General features: G+C 41.0%; 17 protein-coding genes. 8 read left to right on the top strand and 9 right to left on the bottom strand.

The window, feature by feature from the left end; translation table 11 throughout:
* The 9 genes from E4S40_RS15370 to E4S40_RS15330 all read right to left on the bottom strand — a co-directional run bounded on the left by E4S40_RS15370 (position 1) and on the right by E4S40_RS15330 (position 11,570).
* Entirely contained in the window at positions 1-435 is a 435-nt protein-coding gene (locus E4S40_RS15370; RefSeq protein WP_135076128.1) for a YybH family protein, read from the bottom strand.
* Positions 432-2,462: a S9 family peptidase gene (locus tag E4S40_RS15365; protein WP_135076125.1), complete on the bottom strand. Its 2,031-nt coding sequence runs from the start codon at positions 2,460-2,462 to the stop codon at positions 432-434. The genes E4S40_RS15370 and E4S40_RS15365 overlap by 4 nt, the downstream gene beginning before the upstream one ends.
* Positions 2,463-2,469: 7 nt before the next feature.
* Positions 2,470-3,792: an APC family permease gene (locus E4S40_RS15360; protein ID WP_135076122.1), complete on the bottom strand. Its 1,323-nt coding sequence runs from the start codon at positions 3,790-3,792 to the stop codon at positions 2,470-2,472.
* Positions 3,793-3,795: 3 nt separating this feature from the next.
* Entirely contained in the window at positions 3,796-5,442 is a 1,647-nt protein-coding gene (locus tag E4S40_RS15355; protein WP_135076119.1) for an arylsulfatase, read from the bottom strand.
* A gap of 83 nt (positions 5,443-5,525) precedes the next feature.
* On the bottom strand, positions 5,526-7,454 hold the full coding sequence (locus E4S40_RS15350) for an adenylate/guanylate cyclase domain-containing protein (RefSeq protein ID WP_161971815.1): 1,929 nt from the start codon (positions 7,452-7,454) through the stop codon (positions 5,526-5,528).
* Positions 7,455-7,483: 29 nt separating this feature from the next.
* Positions 7,484-8,869: a sulfatase-like hydrolase/transferase gene (locus E4S40_RS15345; protein WP_135076113.1), complete on the bottom strand. Its 1,386-nt coding sequence runs from the start codon at positions 8,867-8,869 to the stop codon at positions 7,484-7,486.
* Between the two features lie 5 nt (positions 8,870-8,874).
* Entirely contained in the window at positions 8,875-9,687 is an 813-nt protein-coding gene (locus tag E4S40_RS15340; protein WP_135076110.1) for a peptidylprolyl isomerase, read from the bottom strand.
* A 37-nt stretch (positions 9,688-9,724) separates the two neighbouring features.
* Positions 9,725-10,795, bottom strand: a complete 1,071-nt coding sequence (locus E4S40_RS15335) for a DUF3500 domain-containing protein (RefSeq protein ID WP_135076107.1) — start codon at positions 10,793-10,795, stop codon at positions 9,725-9,727.
* A 10-nt stretch (positions 10,796-10,805) separates the two neighbouring features.
* Complete coding sequence (locus E4S40_RS15330; protein WP_135076104.1) at positions 10,806-11,570, bottom strand: hypothetical protein; 765 nt, start codon at positions 11,568-11,570, stop codon at positions 10,806-10,808.
* Between the two features lie 663 nt (positions 11,571-12,233).
* On the opposite strand from E4S40_RS15330, the gene htpG reads away from it, so the two are divergent.
* The 8 genes from htpG (at position 12,234) to E4S40_RS15290 (ending at position 21,229) form a co-directional block, all read left to right on the top strand.
* Complete coding sequence (htpG, locus tag E4S40_RS15325) at positions 12,234-14,120, top strand: molecular chaperone HtpG (RefSeq protein ID WP_135076504.1); 1,887 nt, start codon at positions 12,234-12,236, stop codon at positions 14,118-14,120.
* Between the two features lie 467 nt (positions 14,121-14,587).
* Positions 14,588-15,361, top strand: a complete 774-nt coding sequence (locus E4S40_RS15320) for a hypothetical protein (protein ID WP_135076101.1) — start codon at positions 14,588-14,590, stop codon at positions 15,359-15,361.
* A gap of 326 nt (positions 15,362-15,687) precedes the next feature.
* Positions 15,688-16,851 carry a 6-bladed beta-propeller gene (locus E4S40_RS15315; RefSeq protein ID WP_161971814.1) on the top strand — a complete coding sequence of 388 codons (1,164 nt, stop codon included), beginning with the start codon at positions 15,688-15,690 and terminating at the stop codon, positions 16,849-16,851.
* 368 nt (positions 16,852-17,219) lie between these two features.
* Positions 17,220-17,636, top strand: a complete 417-nt coding sequence (locus E4S40_RS15310) for an RrF2 family transcriptional regulator (RefSeq protein ID WP_135076095.1) — start codon at positions 17,220-17,222, stop codon at positions 17,634-17,636.
* 74 nt (positions 17,637-17,710) lie between these two features.
* Positions 17,711-17,983: a DUF2061 domain-containing protein gene (locus E4S40_RS15305; protein ID WP_135076092.1), complete on the top strand. Its 273-nt coding sequence runs from the start codon at positions 17,711-17,713 to the stop codon at positions 17,981-17,983.
* Complete coding sequence (locus E4S40_RS15300) at positions 17,958-18,662, top strand: phosphoadenylyl-sulfate reductase (protein ID WP_135076089.1); 705 nt, start codon at positions 17,958-17,960, stop codon at positions 18,660-18,662. The genes E4S40_RS15305 and E4S40_RS15300 overlap by 26 nt, the downstream gene beginning before the upstream one ends.
* A 160-nt stretch (positions 18,663-18,822) precedes the next feature.
* The gene (gene cysD, locus E4S40_RS15295; RefSeq protein ID WP_135076086.1) at positions 18,823-19,719 is read left to right on the top strand and encodes a sulfate adenylyltransferase subunit CysD; all 897 of its coding nucleotides are present in this window, start codon (positions 18,823-18,825) and stop codon (positions 19,717-19,719) included.
* Positions 19,720-19,969: 250 nt separating this feature from the next.
* The gene (locus E4S40_RS15290) at positions 19,970-21,229 is read left to right on the top strand and encodes a sulfate adenylyltransferase subunit 1 (RefSeq protein ID WP_135076083.1); all 1,260 of its coding nucleotides are present in this window, start codon (positions 19,970-19,972) and stop codon (positions 21,227-21,229) included.
* Positions 21,230-21,255: the final 26 nt, after the last annotated feature.

The raw sequence follows: 21,255 nt of genomic DNA, 5'->3' as shown, positions 1-21,255 counted from the left end.
TCATTTTGGTAAGGTGACAAACAGTTGGGAATGAATCAGCCAAGTCCCCGATTTCTTGGTCCATTGGGCTGAATATTTTCCTCCCACTACCGGTTCTTCCGAATCTTCGAAATACCCTTTCCAGGTTCCTGTTTCCCAAGCCAATTGAGTTTCTGGATTGACAATGACTTCATCGGGAGTTCGAATCCAATACATTCTGGGTCCTGATACCTCCTGTACATAATCCATCAATGCTTCTTTTCCCGAGAGCAAAGTCCCGGCACCTGTGGTGATTAGTACATCATCTGTTAGAAAAGTTGCGTTTAATTCCTCATCAAAAGCGCGTAAGGCTTGATTGGAAGCTTCTCTTTGTGCAAGAATCTGAGATTTCTCAGATTCCTGCGCAAAGCTGAAATGGAATAAAAGGCATAGAAAAAGGCAGCTTAATCCCTTCATTTTTGATCTCGATAATGATTAAACCAGCTTAAAATCGCGGCACTTTTACTCATCAGCATACTGGGTCGGTTCACCAGGCCATGAGATGCATTGGGAATGCGAACCATAGCCGATTCCACTCCCTGAAGCTTGAGAGCTGCATAGTATTGTTCGGATTCTGAAATAGGAGTTCGGAAATCACGCTCTCCTGTCAACAGCATGGTTGGCGTAGTTACATTACCTACCAATGAAAGAGGAGATCTTCTCCAGTAATTTTCAATATCCTCCCAAGGCTTTGCCCCAAACCAGTATTTGGTAAAAAAGACAGGATTGTCTGCATGCAGTACAAAGCTGGTCCAATTGATCACGGGCTTGGCTACTACCGCAGCTTTGAATCGATCTGTTTTACCCACAATCCAAGCAGTCAAAACTCCCCCACCAGATCCTCCTGTCACGAATAGGTTTTCGGTGTCGATGTAGCCTTTTTCAATGACTGCGTCTACACCTGACATCAGGTCTTCATAATCATGATTGGGGTAGTCATGATGAATCAAGTTGCCAAATTCCTGGCCGTAGCCGGTACTTCCTCTTGGATTGGTATAAAGCACCACATAGCCTGCTGCGGCATAAGCTTGAATTTCATAGGCGAAGGAAGACCCATACATGGCAAAAGGACCACCGTGGATCTCTAAAATGAATGGATACTTTTTGTTGGGATCAAAGTCAGGAGGGGTTACAATCCAACCTTGGATTTTTCGGCCATCAAAGCTGGATTCCCACCAGATTTCTTCTGTTTTTCCAATTTTTCGGTAGGAGAAAACATCATCATTCAAAGCAGTAAGTCGGGAGGTATTTCCACCATTCCAGACTGCCAAATCAGCTGGATGCTCAGGCCCTCCTAAGGTGTAGGCAATTCTATTATTGGTAGACACAGAGTAGGTGCCTGAATTATAGGGTCTCCCCAAATCCAATCCGCCTAGACCTTCTACCAGGGTTCGGATTTTTCCATTCAGGGAAACATGGGCTACTTTGGTGTCCCCAAATTCATCGTATTGAAAATAGATTCCTTGGCCATTCGCATCCCATTGGGGATTTCCAGCATCTCGATCGAGCGATTCAGTTAAGTTTTTAATACCCGTTCCATCCGTGTTCATTACATAAAGATGCGTGACTTGGTACCCTTGGAAGCTATCGTCAAATCCAGTGTAAGCAATCATTTTTCCATCTGGTGATAGAGTTGGACCCGAATCAGGACCAAAACGGGAAGTCAAGGCGGTGATCTTTCCACTCGCTAAATCAAGTTGGTAGATTTCGGAGTTTGCTGGCTCCAGTTCTGAATTTTCATGAAGATTGGCCGAGAAAAAGAGGCTTTGCCCATCAGCAGACCAGATAGGAGATCCGTGATTCTGATCATCAAAAGTTCGTTGTCTCGCGGTACCACCAGAAAGGCCTATGGTAAAAATCTGTCTATAACCTGGGCTTACATAGCCTCCGCCATCTCTTCGGTAGACCATTTCATCAATAAAGATCGGTGGAGCATTCCATTCCGCACTTTGTGGTTTGGAGGGGATTTTTAGTAAGGAATTTGCCTTAGCAGGGACGAATTGAGTGAAAGCCAAATGCTGATTATCATAGGACCAGGACACAGCACTAGGAGGAGTTGCTGAGTTGGTGAGCGCTACAGAGCTATTGGTGTCGAAGTAGTGGACGAAGAGCTTCACCTTGTCGTCTTGTTGATTGGAAAGGAAAGCCAACTTACTTCCATCGTGCGACCAAACGGGTGCATAGTCCCGTTGATTACCTTGAGTAATGGGGCGATTTTGTGTTCCATCCATATTGACGATCCATAAATTGGAATAGTCTTGATCGGTCATGATGTCCTTGAAGTTGCGGACATAGACGATTTTGCTTCCATCTGGAGAGATGCTCGGGCTAGTGACATATTCGAGATCGAAGAGATCTGTCAATTCGAGATTTGTTTTTTGCTGGGCGATGGTCAGCGAATACAGCCCGAAAGAAAGAAAAAGGAAAACCAGTACTTTTTTCATGGTATTATTAGTTAATGATAGGTTCATTGGATCTTTTTTTAATCTGTGTTCTTAGTATATAGATGACGGCCAATAGCACTATGAAAAGGCCTATTGCTAATAATTCATTATTGCTTAGTTGAAAAAATACCCAGGCTAAAGCGATCAGGGTGATGATTCCAATGGTATTCCCGAAGGGTACTCGAAAGTAGTTGGGCACATCAGATTTATTTTTCCAGCGAAATTTGAGATAGGCCAGGACAGCCCCAAAGTAGATAACCAAGGAGGCCCCTGTGACCAATACCAACAAATACCGGAAGCTGCCGGATGCAGCGAAAGCAAATTCTAAAACACCCAAGAATAAAATAGCCACATAGGGAGTACCGTGGGAAGGATGTACTTTGGAAAGAACCGGATGAAGCAATCCGTCTTTTGCGCCTGCATACAGGATTCTAGGAAGAAGTGTAATAATGGAACTTAAAGTACTCCAAACAGCAATGAAAGAGAGAATCAATACCAAAAGAAATCCCGTTTCCCCAAAAATCACCTTGGCTAATTCAGCTAAAGGAGCTTCCTGATTAGTAAGCATCAAATCTCCCAAAACCCCTTGGGCAGCCAGGTGGATGGTACAAAATCCAAGAATCACCATTACGATTCCTATGATAAAACCCATAGGACCTGTTCGGGTAGGATCTTTCATTTCTCCACCATTGGCTAGAGCCAGTTCCCCTCCCAAAAAGGCAAAAATGAGCAAAATGGAAGCCTCTCCAACTTGCCCGAATTCAGGGAATCCTTCCCAACTGATATTGGCAAAATCTATTTGGGTAAGTGCAATACTAACCAAAGCCATCAGAGATAGTACCTTGGTCCAAGTGAGGATTTTGATAAAGACCATGCTGTCTTTTATTCCCTTAAAATTCAAAAAACAGCTGAAAGCGCTGATGGCAGCGAAGAAGGCAACCCTCATCCCGGTTTCTTTGAAAATAGGAAAGTATGAACCTGCAATATCAGCAAGTGCGTTCATCAAAGCGCCGCATGCTAAAACTCCTACCCCCAACCAATACAGAATATTGGCAATAAATCCGGCCATGGGGCCAAAGGCACGATTGATGTAAACATATAAACCTCCGGTATCTGGCACTCGGTTGCCCAATTCTCCAAAACATAGTCCGAGACACATAAAAATAAATCCGCAGAAGATGTAGGCCAGAATACTGGCATGGCCCAAAATCCCATAAACCAAAGCTGGTAAAAGGAATATCCCACTACCAATGGAAATGCTAAGCACATTGGTAATGACACCACCCATTCCCACTTCACGCTTCAGCTCAGTTGTTTGTTTTTCTGCCATAGATTAATCATTTAAGCCCTCGCCTGGTCGAGGAGTTGGGGTTCTGACACCAACTGATTTTGAATAGGTATTCCATTCCTGAAGCAATTCTTCGTATTTCTCTGGATAGCATTCTTTCACATTATTTTGCTCGTTCAGTGAAGCGGACAAGTCGTACAATTCAAAGTTTTCTTCTGAATAGGGAGTAGTGATATTGAGTAATTTCCACTTGCCTTTTCGAAGCATGATTCGACCTCTATGCTCCAAAGCAAATACATAGGTAGAATCGTGGATTACATTTTGCCCTTCTTGAAGAATAGGTAAGAGGGATTTTCCGGCCAGGGGCTTTACTTCTTTTCCTTTCCATTCGGAAGGATATTCCAAATCTGCGAGTTGATAAAAAGTAGGAGCCAAATCCATCACTGTCACGAATTGATCTACAATTGAATTGGTTTGAAGTACGGATGAACCTGAAATGATCATGGGTGCAATCATACCTCCTTCGGTAGTATATCCTTTGAAGTAGCGATAGGGAGAAGTTCCTGCTTCGGCCCATTGTGGTCCATAGGAAATGAAGGAATTTTCCTTACCCATTTCTTCATAGGAATCTGTATAATTTTCTTGAAGAAAAGGACCGAAATAGGAACTGTAATAAAAGTCTTCAGCTGCCGCTCCATTGTCAGAAACGAAGACGATCAGTGTATTTTCATACAATCCATTTTCCTTTAGATAGCTTACTAATCGGCCTATATTGTAATCAAGGTTGTCAACCATTCCAGCATAGAGCTCCATTTTCCGGGCTTCTTTTTGTTGCTCTTCCTGAGAAAGTGAATCCCAGGGAGTGACAATTGGGTGTAAGGCCGGAAGTGAGGCATTGGGCGGGATGATTCCAGCTTTTTTGAGGGATTCCAGCCTTTTTTTTTGTAGAACTTCATAGCCTTCATCGTACCGTCCTTGGTATTTTTTCCAAAACTTTTCATCCACCTGAAGTGGCCAATGGGGTGAAGTGTAGGCGGCAAAAGCAAAAAACGGTTGCTTATCTTCTCGATTGGACTCGATATAGGAAATTAACTTGTCTGTATAAAAATCAGTAGAGTAAGCATCCTCTGGCCAGCTGGCTTTTTGGCCGTTTTCGGTGTATGGGGATTCAGGAGCATCTGGGAAAACACCTCTGCTGCTGTAATGATTAGCACCTCCTTCTAGGGTGACAAATGAGTATTCGAACCCTTTTTGGTGTGGGTTGTCCTCAGGCCGTAGCCCTAAATGCCATTTACCTACGGTATAGGTGTGATATCCGGCTTGCTGAAGTAATTCTGGTATTGGAATAATCCGCTCGCTCAAATGTCCTTCATAACCCGGAATTCCAGTGACCAAATCCTGAGATCCCATACCTGCGACATGATTGTAATTACCGGACAGCATCATGGCCCGAGTAACGGCGCAATAGGGAGCAGTATGGTATTGATTAAAGCGGATTCCTTCTTTTGCCAATTGATCCAAATTAGGAGTTTCAATATCTCCACCAAAAGATCCCAAATCCGCATAGCCCAGATCATCCGCTACAATTAAGAGGATGTTAGGTTTTTGGGAAGATGTTTTTTCTGGGGTCTTAGTAGTACAGGATAAAAAAGCTAATGTGAGAATCCAAAAGGATAAAAGGGCTGATTTCATTGAAAAGTGAAATAAATGATATTCAAAAAGTTAAGGAATTATCTTGACATTGTACAATTTCCATTTTCTAAGACTTGGAAACATCAAAAAATCCGATCATGATGAACTGCCTCAAATTTTTGAATTTGATTTTTCCTGGATTCCACATACCACATGGAGAGAGGCCCTTTGCCTTTCACAGGGACCAATCCGCGGAATTCAAAGCATAAATTAGGATTGTCCTTGATTCGGGAGTATGTGCTTTTGGAAATATTGATTTTGTTCAATCCGCAGGCTGCTTCCATACGCTGAGCCGTATTTACGGTGTCTCCCCAAATGTCATATTGGAATTTTTTAATCCCTACAATTCCAGCTACTACTGGACCTGTATTGATCCCAATTCGCATATCAAATTTTACCTTTGATGGGATGGAAGGGTCAAAATTTCGCTGATTGATAAAGTCTTTGATTTTCAAGGCAGCGTTTATGACATCCATGACACAGGAATGGTTGTTGAGTCCCCCGGCAGCTAAATAGGCATCTCCGATCGTTTTGATTTTTTCAAGACCAAACTCCTCTATAATCAAGTCAAAGGCTTTGAAACAGATATTGAGCTCATGGACTAATTCTTTGGCCGAAAGGTGCTGGGCTTTTTTGGTAAAGTCAGCAAAGTCAGTAAAAATGACCGTCACTTCTTCAAAGTCTCTAGCTTCCGATTTTCCGGTTTCTTTGAGCTCTTCAGCGACTTTGGTAGGTAGAATATTCAAAAGGAGTTTATCAGACCGATCCTTTTCTTTTCGGATGATATGACTCGCTTTTTTGATGAATTTATATCGTCTCCACCAGCCTACTGCCAAAACCAAAAATAATACTCCACTAATCATAAAAATGATGCGTTGATTTCGCTCCACTTTTAGTCTCTCATCAAAGACCAGGCTTTGCTCCCGCATCTGTTGGGCATTTTGAATACTATCTAAAAGTTGCTGTTTTTCAAATTCATAATTCGCCATCATTTTCGTGATTTCCTTGGTATTGGATTCATTCAAGATGCTGTCTTTGAGTTGGGCAGCTTTTTTGAGATAGGTGAGTTCTGACCGTACATCTCCGGTTTTTTCGGCTACTTCTGTCAACCGCTCATAGGCCATCCGGATTACCTTCACTTCTGAAGCTTTTTGGGCGTTTTCCAGGGATTTTTCAGCGTGGAACTTGGATTTAGAATAATTACTTTTTTGCAAATACAAACTTGCAAGCCGATTATGGGTGTAAGCCAATCCACGGGAATAACCCAAGGAATCCCGAATTCTGAGTGCTTCCAAAAGGGTTTTTTCTGCCAAATCCAATTCTCCTTTGTTGGCGTAATTGTTTCCCAAATTGCTCAATGAAAGTCCTATTGAGTAAGGGTTTTTGATTTGATAAGCCATGTCGAGCGCCATTTGGTGATAATAAATGGCGGAGTCCACAGGTCCTGTATGCTCGAAAATGATGGCGAGATTATTTAAGCTTGAATGAATGCGCCGTGGATCGCCTTCTTTCTTTTCTATATCCATGGAAATCCGGGCATGTCTAAACGCTTCCACATAATCATGTTGGTCATAATAAACCAAACTCAGATTGTTGTGAACACTGGCTATTCCTAAGGCATCGTTTAGTCTTTCATAGATAGAAAGTGCTAGTAGATGGTTTTCAATAGATCGCTCGATATCTCCAAAAAATGAGTAAATACCTGCCAGAAATGTATAGGCTCTTGCCTCTTCGGAATCAAAGCCTGCTTGCTGAAGTTGAGGGATCATTTGTTCCATCCCATTCGGGTCAAAACTTGAAGGGTTCAGCTCCTCCTCGGCTATAGTTTTATAAAAATTACTTTTCAATAGCCCCTCCTCATAGTTCCTCTTTTGGCTGATTAATATTGCCTGATCTGCAAATGAGATCGCTTTTTCAAACTCGTAATCTCCGTAAGCTTCAAAAGATAGGTTGCAAAGGCTATCAATTTCCTGCATCCACTTGCTTTGGCTGAATGCCTGGAAGGAAGCCATGAAAAAAAATAATATGATGGCACATCGGATCATTCTTTCTGTCTTTTTTGATTCAGATACTCATAATGACTATTGTCCTGAGCTCCTCTTACTACCAAGCTGGGCGGTAGAGGCCCAAGTTGCTGTACTGCCAAATCCATGGCTCGCATCATTTGAGCTAACTTTTCGGGATTCTCCTTGGCCAAATTGTTGGTCTCACCCGGATCTAAGCGAAGGTTGAAAAGGAGAGTGTCATGTGCTGGTACACCTCTCATCCAAGGAGCACCCTGAAATCCTCTAAATGGTCTTTTGATTTTCCAGCCATCTTGCTGATAGGCTCGCTGATCAGCTCCCATGTAATAAATAAAATCATCTCCTTCTCGATATCCATTTTCGAATAAAACAGCACTGAGATCTTTACCGTCAATGGCACGATCTTGTGGGATTTCTGCACCTACCAGTTTGCTAAAAGTCGGAAACCAATCCATTTGGGTAGCCAAGTCTTCATAAACTTGACCTGGATCAATTTTTCCCTTCCACATAGCCACTGTCGGCACCCGAACTCCTCCTTCAAAAGTGAATTGCTTTCCTTCTCGAAGCGGTCCTGCCGAACCACCATGATCTTCCATCACCAACCAAGGGCCGTTGTCTGAAGAAAAGACAATCAGGGTATTTTCTAGTAGGTCTTTTTCTTCCAACTTCTTGAGAATTTGACCTATGCTCCAGTCGATTTCTTGGATGACATCGCCATACAAGCCTCGCTGGGAAGTGCCTTCAAAAGCAGGCGAGGCATAGATGGGTACATGGGGCATGTTATGCGCCAAGTAGAGCAAAAATGGGCTGCCAGCTGCCTGATCTATAAATTCCAGAGATTTATGGGTGTAGGTTTGAGTGGTATAGCGCTGATTGACTTGGATGGAGTCCACCTCATTGTCTTTCATGTAGACTACGGATTCCATGTCATTGCTATATGGAATCCCGTAATAGCTGTCAAAACCCTGGTTAAGCGGCAAAAACTTCTCTCGATGTCCAAGATGCCACTTTCCGACGATGGCAGTTTGGTAGCCTTTTCCTTTCAGGACTTCCGCAAAAGTGATTTCTTCAGGATCCATCCCGGTAAAACTTTCAGGAAAAAATACCTGATTGATTCCCATGCGCTGAGGCATTCTTCCGGTAAGTAATCCTGCTCTGGAGGGACTACAAACAGGTGAAGCCGAAAGGAAATTGGTGAATTTAATCCCCTCCTCGGCCATTCGATCAATATTGGGAGTCAATATGTCAGTGGCCCCAAAGCATCCCAAGTCCCCATAACCCAAATCATCGGTGAAAATGAAAACGATGTTAGGCAATGAGCTGCTAGCCGTTTCCGTTTTTATTTCCTTTTTACAGGAAATCAGAAAAGCCGTCAGGATTACTATGGGGAATACTTTCTTCATTTTTTTTAGGGATTAGCTGGGTTCAACCATTTCATTTTTAGGATATAGACATTTTCCAGAGGACGATCCCGTTGATCTGTTTCCACTGCTGCAATTGCATCAATGACTTCCACGCCTGAAATCACCTGCCCGAAAACCGTGTAGTTTTGATCCAAATGCGGAGTGCCTCCTATTTCTTGATAGATCTTTCTATGGGAATCTGGAATGGTATATTTTTCAAATTCCTGATTTGCTAGTCTAGTTTCCCATTTTTCGGATAAAGCACGAACAAGCAAGGTGTCCTTTAGCTCGCGTGCTTGGTTTAGGGAGTCAAGCAAGGCCTTATTATTTGGGTTATTTACTGCGTAATGTCGTTGAATGAAGGTATTAATGCGACCTTCATTGTGAGCCAGAAGGCTGTCGTTTTGGATTTTTCCCTGAACCAAATAAAACTGAGTACTGCTGGAAGCCCGCTGCGGATTATTGGTTCGGGCAGCTGCCAAAGCTCCCTTTTTATGGAAAAGATCCGGATGGAATTCGGCGGGAACTTGATAAGGAAGGGCGGAACTCCCCAAAGCTTCTCCTGCTGCTGCATTTTTGCTTTCTGTATCCCCTCCCTGAATCATAAATTCTTGAATGACCCGATGAAAAAGTAGGCTGTCATAAATTTCATCTTGGACCAGTTTAAGGAAATTATCTCGGTGTTGAGGGGTCTCATGGTAAAGCTCCACGGTCAGATTCCCCATGCTGGTTTGGATTTCAATTTGAGGACGTTCCTGTCCCAGGGTATTTTGCCAAATCCCTAAGAAAAATATCAAGATGATCAGGGAATTTTTCATGTTCAATTAATGGGTTTTAGCTTTTGAAAGCAATTTTTTAATGATGATGTGCCATTCGGTGATTTTTGAGGATATCCTCTCCAAAATCATTTCCATTTTCCCTCCAAATGGAATGAATGTGATTCGCATTATCCAGGAAGCCTACATTGTCATATTCAATCAGGAAGTCTGGACTGTGAATCACGTAATAATGTGGTTTCATCGGTTCATAGCTTCCAATCCAAGCAAAATAGACCTCATCCATGCCTTTGGCATGAAGCATAGCGAGGTATTCATTTGCTTTGGGGTGGTTGAGATTTCCAATATATTCCTCGATTAGATAATGCAAGATTTGCTGCTGTGCCTCTGAGAGATCACTTCCTTTAATGCCTTGGAACTCCTCCAGCCATTGAGGTCGGTCTGGACTTGTGATAATATCTCCAGGGACCTTTCCTTCCAAAGTTGCTATGGATTTTTGCTCATCATTCAGCGAGTTGACAAACCAAAATCCATAATCTTCTTCCTTACTTAAAGGTCGAAGTCCCGCATATTGTGTTTCTTCTACCACAGCTGGATCCGATCCCAAGAATAGAGGTGTCATGCTAAATTCATCACCAGAAACTGTCAGGTTTAAGGAAAGGTGGTGCCCCTCAAATTTGACTCCCCAATTCCTGTCGGATTCAGGGTTCCCGGCTAGCAAAACATAATAGTTTCCATAGTCCCAGTTCAGTCCGCGGATCATTTGGATACTGTTCTCGTTGATTTCTCCCCGCTGATATTTCAGCTCAAAAAGCTCATGGAGTATATCGTCTACCTGCATAATGGCAAATGCTTTCAGGTATCCTTGGGAACTGAGTAATTCACTCAATAATTTATGAAAGGCGATTTTACTTTTGTCTCCGAGATCACCATAGCGAAGGCCTGATCTTGGAGCCAAACCAACAGGAAGATTGGTCCAGGTAACTCTCTCTGAATCTTCCATTGATATGATCACTTGATCTCGCTGAGATTCTTCCAAGGTTTCAAGGAAATCAAAGGCTCTTCCTTTTATGCCCTCCACCGTTTGAGAAAAGCCAATGAAAGGAAAAGCTAGAAGAAGCAAGGCGAGAATTAGGGGTTTTTGTGTCATAAGGATTAAATCAGGCTAGTAAGAATCGGACTACTTTTTCCCAAATGACTGTCTCATTTAGCGTCAAATGGAAAAGCTGTAAAAGCACATAAAGTACCAAGGCAGTGCCAAATGGAAGGATATTTCGATGATTTCGAAGGTCTTTCCAAATTAGGATAATCAGTGCTAAATCAATCAAAACAAAGGCGAGAACCTCAACAGGAACTCCCGGTGCCAGATAGTAAATGTCAAATAGGAAGAGCAGAATTCGGTCAACGGTTGGACCAAGGAAAGTTAGAGATGCAGCTATCATCCAACGGGCATGAAGGCTTGGTTTTTTTCGATTGATGATGGCTAATGAATAAAAGACCGTCAACCAAATCAGGTAAATGAATGCAATAGAAAGAAAGGCTGCAATTTGTCCCTGCGCTTCTTCCAAGCTTACACTTGCTATGCCAGCATCAACCTGTTGCGGAAAAGCAAAAAGTTGCGTTTGGTAGGAATGCCGCATCATCAGCCAGGTAGAGATGATGACCATTGGAACGATGAGGTAGCTGAGTTTACCTAAGCTTCGATGGAGTTTTACTTTTTTATACCGTATCAGAAGGGGTTGGGCAATAATCAATCCCAACCAAAGTGCCATTAATAGAAAATGAATATGGACTATTCCCGGATGGGGAAAAGTAATCTTGCTTAGGTAAGTGACAAAGAATCCCGCAATGGTAAGCGGGATAAATAACATTAGCCAATAGCCAAGATTTGGGTAAAGACGAAAAACATTTTCCTTCGAGTGCATTACTAAAGGTTTAAAATTGAAAATTAGATCCTTGCCTTCCTGTCTTCAAAAATGGAAAATTCCAGAACGGGAAAGAGTCTGAAAATAAGGTTGTTTGGCAAGTATAAGGTAACAAAAAAATGTCGATCACACCAAAAATAGTGTAGTTGATTTCTTCAAAGTTATCAAATGGCGAATTTTTGATTATCAAAAGGTTAAGTGGACAAATAATATTTTTCTAGGCATTCTTCATAGTTGAAGCTGTTATATCCCTTAAAATTATGGTTTTTCCAAGAGTACACGTTTATTTTTAGATCTATCTCGCTCGACAGTGGAGAGCCGATATGGCCGCAGACGGATCTCAGCGAAGCTGTATGTTAATTTATCTCGCCGCAGTCGTATTTCACTGAGCGCAGCGAAGTCTATTTCCATTGTATTTCGCGAAGCATATTTTTAGCGAAGCCATATCTCGCTCGACGAAGGAGAGCTTATCTCGCCGAAGGCGTATCTCACTGAGCGCAGCGAAGTATATTTCAATGTATTTCGCCGAAGGCCTATTTCCCGACCAAAGGGAGTGTATTCTCCAATAACTCATTCTGCCAACTTGTCACTTTTTCTCGATTGGAACAGGCATTGATAATTCCCTTGTGTCAATAATTGTATTCACTTAAACTGATTTATACCATGCAGGAAAAAGGTACCATCTCGATTCATACCGAGAATATTTTCCCGATCATTAAAAAATTCTTGTATTCTGATCACGAGATTTTTCTTCGTGAATTGGTTTCCAATGCCGTCGATGCTACTCAGAAAATCAAGCGACTCGCGACATTAGGTCAGTACACCGGCGAATTGGGTGATATCACTGTGGAGGTTTCCTTTGATGAGAAAAAGAAAACCATCACCATCTCTGACAAAGGGCTCGGAATGACTGCCGAGGAGATCAAAAAGTACATCAATCAGATTGCTTTCTCTGGAGCTACCGAATTCGTAGAGAAATTCAAAGATGCCAAAGATGCCAATGAAATCATTGGGAAGTTTGGTTTAGGTTTCTACTCTGCCTTTATGGTGGCCAAAAAAGTGGAAATCCACACCCTTTCCTATCAGGATGGAGCTGAGCCAGCTATTTGGACCTGTGATGGAAGCACCGAATTCGAAATCAAAAAAGGAAAGCGCAAGGATCGCGGAACTGATGTGATTTTGTACATCAATGAGGATTCTGAGGAGTTTCTCGATAAGTGGAAGCTTCAGGGGATTCTGGACAAATACTGCAAGTTTTTGCCAGTGCCTATCAAGTTTGGCACCAAGAGCGAATCCGTAGAAGATGGAGTAGATAAGGACGGAAACAAAAAGTGGAAGTCCGTGGAAGTGGATAATATCATCAATACCACTTCTCCGATTTGGACGAAGTCACCAAGCGACCTGAAGGATGAAGATTACCTAGCTTTCTATAAGGAACTCTATCCAATGAGTGAGGATCCGCTTTTCTGGATTCACTTGAATGTAGACTATCCATTCAACCTGACAGGGGTGCTTTATTTCCCTAAGGTGAAGAATGAATTTGAATTGCAGCGCAATAAGATCAAGCTTTTTAGCCGTCAGGTATTCATTACTGATGAGGTGAAGGATATCGTTCCCGAATTCCTCATGCTGCTTCATGGGGTGATTGATTCTCCGGATATTCCGTTGAACGTATCCCGAAGCTTCTTGCAGGCGGATGGAAATGTGAAGAAGATCAACAACTACATTACCAAAAAGGTAGCTGACAAACTTTCCGAACTATTTAAGAAAGATCGAAAAGCTTATGAGGCTAAGTGGAATGACATCGGTCTTTTCGTGAAATACGGAATGATCTCCGAAGATAAATTCTACGAAAAAGGTAAGGAATTTACCTTACTGAAAAATACCAATGACGAGTATTTCACTTTGGATGAATACACGGAAAAAGTGAAAGCTATTCAGACCAACAAAGATGATCAGACCATCTTCTTGTATGCCACTGATGTGGACAAGCAGGATAGCTTTATCGCTTCTGCCAATGCTAAAGGTTATGATGTCTTGGTGATGGATTCTCCGATTGACAGCCATTTTATCCAGCATATCGAAACCAAGCTTGACAAAACCCAACTCAAGCGTGTCGATGCAGATGTAGTAGAGAAGTTGATTCAAAAAGAAGATTCTTATGCCAATTTGCTGACTGAAGAGCAAAGCAAGCAGGTGAAAGAACTCTTCGAAAAAGCGATCGACAACAAATCCTATTCTGTGGAAGTGGAGGGATTGAGTCCGGAGGAAATGCCGGTAACCATCACCATGGAAGAGTGGATGCGCAGAATGAAGGATATGGCACAGACCGGAGGCGGGCCGATGAGTTTCTATGGCAATATGCCGGATAGCTACAAGGTTGCGATCAACGGAAACCATCCTTTGGTTGACAAGATTCTGAAAGCAGAGGGAGAAGAAGCCCGGCTTATATTGGCTAAGCAAGCTTTTGACTTGGCCAAACTTTCTCAAGGCTTGCTGACAGGTAAAGATTTGACCGCCTTTGTAAAAAGAAGCGTTGAGATGATTTAACCTTTGGGGTTTCTAATCCCGATAGCAATCGGGACCCGAAGGTTTAGGCAAAGTTATCTCTCTCTGAGGGTTTGAATCCCTCGGAGGGTTTTTAAAACTAATCCCCGTCAATCTTCGGGGATTTTTTATTCATCCCTTTAAGGGATTTATTGATACCTCAAAACTTAGGGTTTGATAATAAAATGCATTTCATGCTATTGAAAATTTGAATATTTAACTAATTAAAATTTTTATAGTTGATAATCAATAAGTTGTAATTAGTTGATAAATAAAAATTAGTAGAATGCTTGCGTTTTAAAATTGGGGGGGGATAATTTTAGTTCAAGTTCAATGCGCAAAGGGCTTTTTATTCAATCCTTTAATTTTAAATTCTAAGAACTATGAAAAATGGATTATTTAAATTTCTTAGCTAGAGTCTCGTTCAATTTATCAGAGGTTTTGTCTTTTTTTTAATTTTAAAGATGGGAGTGGCTGCGTTTATCTTAATGGCTCCATCATGTACTGATGAGAGTGATCCAACCTTCACCGATTATTCAGGAAAGTTCAAGGTTTTAACAAACAGTATTGGAAATTTTAAACTAAAGTTTAAAGATATTTCCGAAAATGGTTTGAATTATCGTCTTTCCAATGACCAAACTCAGCAATTGATTCTTGCTCCTGTTGATGGAGGTGGCGAATTATCTCAAGCTGATCGTAATCATATCCTTAGTACGGTAGATAATCTTAATTCACTAGTTGCTACTTTGGAAAATTACAACCTAGAACCGATATATAATCTTCAGGGAGCGCCTTCGAATGGCCTATTAGTTGAATTTAATACAAATGAGCTCTTAAATGTAATGGCACCCGCCGTTCATGAGGCCAAGAATTATTTGAAAAGAAAAGGTTTCTCGGAATTAGAAATAGACGAAATGATATCACACGAAGGGGGGGCAGAATTGGATTTGATACCCTTAGTTTCGACCATGGCCAATGTAGAAAGATCAAATTTCACCTCTTTCCATTTTAGTGATATTTTGATCACTCCAGCCTTAGCTATTACAAGTCAGGATGTTTTTAACTGTGGAATGGCAGCAATTGGTGCAGATATATTGTGGGCCTTAGGAAGTTCAAATGCCTCAAAGTGGTCGAAGAAAGCTATTAAAAAAGCATTTGGGGTGGTCGCTAAAAGAGCCCTTGGACCGATTGGAGTAGCCATAGCTGTTGTTTCTTTTAGCACTTGTTTAGCAGCTGTTTCTTAGAATGAAAGTCTTATTCTTCTTTATTCCATTGATTGGATATTTGCTCTTCATTAGGGTAAAGAAATTAGTTGACGCAGTAAGACAAGCAGACAATGAAAAGCTTAAAGTAGAAGTGTTATTTACGACTTTGTCGGGTTTAGCAGTGATTTGTTTTATCATTCTTTTGCTAAAGCTTTTCTAGAGCTAGAAGGTTTTTTAATGCAGTGGCCTCGATCATTATTTGGCAGGCTGCAATCCTGTAAGATGCCCAGAAGAAGGTGAAACAATTTAATTAACTTATAAAGAGGGCACCAGTAGGTGTCCTCTAATTTATACATGGAATGATAATGAGAAAGTACTTTATATTGATTACGATTATATGTTGGATGGGGTGTAAAAGTGAAGTTTTCGAGTCAAATGAATTTGATGACAGTCCCACGATTATAGATTTATCTGACAATAAAAACCTTGAAGAATCAGACTTTTTCGATCTATTTTCTGTTGATGAAATTATTGAGTTGCAACTCCCAGAAGGTAGCTATTTAGGTAGCCTGAGAAGATTTGAAATTTTCGATGACCATTTGTTTGCTCTAGATCCATCATTTAACAATCTAGCCAAGTTTGATCTGAAAGGAAATTACATAACACAAATTGGAAGAATAGGAGAAGGCCCTGATGAAATTCCAGAGATAGTAGACTTTTCAATTGATTCCAAAACTGGCCATATTGGTTTAGCTAGTTACAGTCAAATGAAAATATCAAGGTATGATCAAAACGGTAATTTTGTAGAAGCTACTAAGATTGGTGAGCAGATTGATCAACTCGCGATCTTTGATAATAAATTATTTTTGTCTTTGACATATTTTAATACCATCAATAGGAATTTTGGGATTTATAGTTTTACTGGTGATTCCCTTTCTACTCATTTTCCTTTCCCGAATGATATGTTTCCAATGGGATTACTTAATATTTCGGGCCACTTAACCAAAAGTAATAGTGGTATTCTTTTTAATGAACCGGCTTCGTCTATAATCTATTCTTTTTCAAATGATTTATTACCCTATAAAAAATATAGATTCGAAAGAAACAATGAGTTATGGCCAGAAGAAAATAGACATGATTTAAATGGATATTTTCAATCTTTGGCGACAGGAAGACTTACCTTCTTAAGGAAATATTATGAAGAGAATAAAGACTATTTAATTTTTAGTATTAATTTGGCTCAATCCGGCACCCCTACTTCTCCTGTTGATCCGAGGCTAGGTTACTACAATAAAAAAACAAATAAGACTTTTCTAAGTAGGAAAGCTGACTACCTGAAACATTTAGAGGGGCCGATATTTGCCAATGATGAGTATTTTTTCATGTATATTCAGAAGTATAAGTTTTTCCGGATAATTCAGGAAAATGAGACGTTTGAATTTAATTTAGTTTCTAACAATGTTGATTTTAAGAACCTAAATGAAAATGAGGAGGATGCAATCTTGGTTTTGAAATTGAAAATTAAGTAATGTGCTTCTTGCATAGATTTAGGTCCTTATTCTTGAAAGGAGGAATCGAATAAAAGGTATAGCAAAAAAATATTGGTTGCCGTTTCACTATTGGTTTTTGGTCCAAATGAAAGTTTTAAGTCAAATATATAAACGTTTGGCTAGCTTTGGGTGGTAGAGTTATTTGGGCTTAACAGGCACCTAACTTTTGCAACAAACTCAAAAGAATGGTTTTTATGGTTGAAAAACCTATTTATCCACAAAATAACCCTCCAAGGGTTTCAAATCCCTTGGAGGGTTTTTAAAACTTATCCCCGTCAATTTGTCGGGGATTTTTTTATTCCCTACATCCATACTAGGGTATTGATTCATTTCTTTTATTTTTGGACATGCTTTCCAAAAAGACCAAGTACGCCCTTCATGCTTTGACCTATCTGGGTAAACACAAGGATGAAGGAACAGTTTTGATCCATGACATTGCTGAGGAATATGGCATCTCTCATAAATTTTTGGAGAACATCCTGCTGGAACTTAAAAAGGCCGGGATCCTCGGTAGCAAAAAAGGAAAAGGCGGGGGCTACTACCTGATCAAGGAACCCAAGGAGATTCCACTTTCCAAAGTCATCCGACTACTCGATGGGCCTATTGCCTTACTTCCTTGTGTTAGTCTCAACTACTATGAACCTTGCTCCGAATGCAAAGATGAAGCCACTTGTGGGATTAATAAGGTCATGGTCCAGGTTCGAGACGAGACGCTTAAAATACTGGAAAACAAGACTTTAGCGGATATTTTGCTAGGAGAATAAAATTTTTTTCCTATAAACTCTATAAAAAAGATAGGGTTTATATACTTTTGGGGTTTATACCTGTTCATAGTTTTATGATTTTAGATCAGCCTATTAAAAATTGGTTTGTCTCTAAGAGAGGCTCTGACAGTAATCTGAAAAGTTTACTCAAGTCTATTTCTTGGAGAATTGTCGGTACGCTCGACACCATCATCATATCCTTTTTGATTACTGGACAATTAACTATGGCCTTGTCTATCGGCTCGGTGGAAGTCATTTCTAAAATCTTATTGTACTACCTACATGAGCGGGTTTGGGAATCCGCAACTAAAGCCAAAGAACATGAGTCTGAGAAAAAATATGCATGAACTTGAAGCAAAGTTTCGATATCTGAATCCTATGGAAGGATTATCCTTGATCTCGGATCTTTTTCCCGATAAAGTGGTTTTTTCTACCTCTTTAGGTCAGGAGGATCAAGTGATTACGCAAATGATTGCCTCTCAAAACTTGCCCATTCAAATATTCTCCCTTGATACAGGAAGATTATTTCCTGAAACATTGGAGCTCTTGGCTAGGACTGAAAGCAAATACAAAACTCGCATCAATGTATATTATCCCGAACGGGAGTCGGTTGAAAAATTGGTTTCAGACCAAGGGATTAATGGTTTTTATGAGTCTGTTGAAAATCGAAAATCCTGCTGCTTTGTCCGCAAAGTGGAACCTTTGAAAAGAGCATTGGCGGGAAATGAGGTTTGGATTACCGGTCTTCGTGCGGAGCAAAGTTCGAATCGAAGTGCCATGAAAATTATTGAGTGGGATGAATCCAATCAGATCCTAAAATACAATCCTTTACTGGACTGGAACTTTGATCAGATGCTGGCTTACATCGAGGAACATCAGATTCCTTACAATCCGCTTCACGATAAGGGATTTATCAGTATCGGATGCGCTCCTTGTACCCGAGCCATTTTCCCTGGAGAAAACCCTCGATCTGGCCGATGGTGGTGGGAAGATTCAAAAAAGGAGTGTGGGTTGCATGCCCGGTGAATCGCCACTGCGAGTCCCGAAGGGCGAAGCAGTCTCCTAGGAGAGGAATTGTAATGTAGATTGCTTCGGGCCAGTTAAAAAAATAATAAATGAAATGATTGTTTGGGCCCTCGCAATGACGCTCAAACACGTAAATCGTACTTCGTAAATCGTATTTCCTATGAACCTATTTATACCCAATCCCAAAGAAGCTGAGTCTATTCACATTATTCGTGAAGTAGCGGCGCAGTTTGAGCGTCCTGTTCTTTTATTTTCAGGAGGAAAGGACTCCATTACCTTGGTCAGATTGGCTCAGAAAGCCTTTTTTCCTGCAAAAATTCCCTTTCCGCTCTTACATGTGGATACCGGGCATAACTTTCCCGAGACTATCGAATTTAGAGACCAATTGGTCCAAGAATTAGGATTGGAGTTAATCGTTCGGAAGGTTCAGGATTCTATAGATCAGGGAAAAGTTCGCGAAGAGAAAGGCCGCTATGCCAGTCGAAATAGTCTTCAAACAACCACCCTCTTGGATGCTATAGAGGAGTTCAAGTTCGATGCCTGTATAGGAGGAGCGAGAAGAGATGAGGAAAAAGCCCGAGCCAAGGAGCGTGTCTTTTCTGTACGAGATGACTTTGGGCAATGGGATGAAAAAAATCAACGTCCTGAGCTTTTTGACATGCTTAATGGGAAAATTCATCTAGGCCAAAATGTTCGTGTATTCCCTATTTCTAACTGGACTGAACTGGATGTTTGGGAGTATATCAAGACTGAAAATATCTCTATTCCTAGTATTTATTTCGCACACAAGCGGGAGGTGTTTTTTCGGGACGGCTTGATTTGGACAGCAAATGAACATGTATTCCGTGAAATTCATGAAGAGGTTGTTGAAAGATGGGTTCGCTTCCGCACGGTGGGAGATATGACTTGTACTGCTGCAGTCCTTTCAGAAGCAACTACTTTGGATGATGTCGTGGCTGAAATCCGAGAATCCACCATCTCCGAGCGAGGAGCCCGGATTGACGATAAGCGATCTGAGGCCGCGATGGAGACGAGGAAGAAGGTAGGATACTTCTAAAGTACAAAGTACAAAGTAGTAAGTACCAAGTGTATTTTTGACTTGGAACTCTTTGATAAAAAAGATAGCTGCGCAGATAGAAAAAGAGATGCCGATCAATCGGCAAGATAGATTCCAATCTTATCTTTTTTCCGATGGCAAAATATCTTTCAATATCTCTCGAAGCGTATCTTTTTATGGTTTTAATCGAATTTCGGCTAAAGCAAAAAAATAAAGGTGAATCAAGCTAACCCTAGGAAACTCAATAAAAATGGACATACAAAACCGAAAACTCATCAAAATCGCTACCGCAGGTTCTGTGGATGATGGTAAAAGTACCTTGATAGGGCGTCTGCTCTATGATACGAATTCCCTGACTGCCGATAAAATTGAAGCAATCGAGCGGAGTAGTAGACAAAGAGGCTATGACTACCTTGATTTTTCCCTTGCTACTGATGGTTTGGTGGCCGAGCGGGAGCAAGGGATTACCATCGACGTAGCACACATTTATTTCAATACAGATAAGACTAACTTCATTGTAGCTGATACTCCAGGTCATGTGGAATATACCCGAAATATGGTGACAGGAGCTTCTACTTCCCAAGTAGCTATCATCCTAATTGATGCTAGGAAAGGTGTGGTTGAGCAGACCTATAGGCACTTTTTCATTGCCAACTTATTGCGAATGTCACATGTAGTAGTTGCGATTAATAAAATGGATTTGGTGCATTATCAGGAAGATGTTTTTCTGAAAATAAAAGAAGATTTTAATGTGTTAGTTGCTAAAAGTTCTTTCGAGGAGGATCAGATTTCCTTTATTCCTGTTTCAGCTTTGCTTGGGGAAAATATTGCCCGAAATTCCGAGCAAATGTCCTGGTACCTTGGAAATACTTTATTGGATCATTTGGAGGTTTTGGAACCCCGGGATTTGCAGGAGAGCACGGTAGCTCGATTTCCTGTACAATATGTAATTCGCCCTAAAACTGAGGTTCATCATGATTTTAGAGGGTTTTCGGGGAAGTTGTATGGGGACAAATTGCAGGTTGGAGATAGGGTAGCAATTCTTCCATCCGGTACTGAATCTACCATAAAAAGCATTCATTTTTTCGAAAAGGAATTGGAAGCGGCTGCTCTTGGTTCATCCGTGGTTATTACCTTGGCCGATGAAGTAGACTGTAGCCGTGGTGATATGATTGTGAAAGTAGGCGAAGAGCCAAAAAGTGAGAAGGTGATTTCTGCTACGATTTGTCAGGTAAACTCCAAGGAATTACAAGTAGGTCAAAAGTATATTTTGCAGCATGGAGTGAATCGTGTTTTGGCAAAAGTTGACCAAATTGAAGCAAAGATTTTCGCAGATTTTTCCGGTGAGGAAAAGACTGAAAAATTGAATCTAAATGATATTGGTAAGGTCCATTTTAGGTTGAGTAAACCTATTCACTTTGACTCTTATCAAACAAACAAATCCAATGGAGCATTTATATTGATCGATGAAGCAAGCTTTGATACTGTGAGTATTGGCTTTATTGAATAATTGTAAAAGGAGAGAAATTTGCTAAT

The organism is Algoriphagus kandeliae (assembly GCF_004571135.1).
Taxonomy (GTDB): Bacteria; Bacteroidota; Bacteroidia; order Cytophagales; family Cyclobacteriaceae; genus Algoriphagus; species Algoriphagus kandeliae.
The sequence above is the reverse complement of the archived record's forward strand: the minus strand, read 5'-3'. Positions and strand labels throughout refer to the sequence as shown.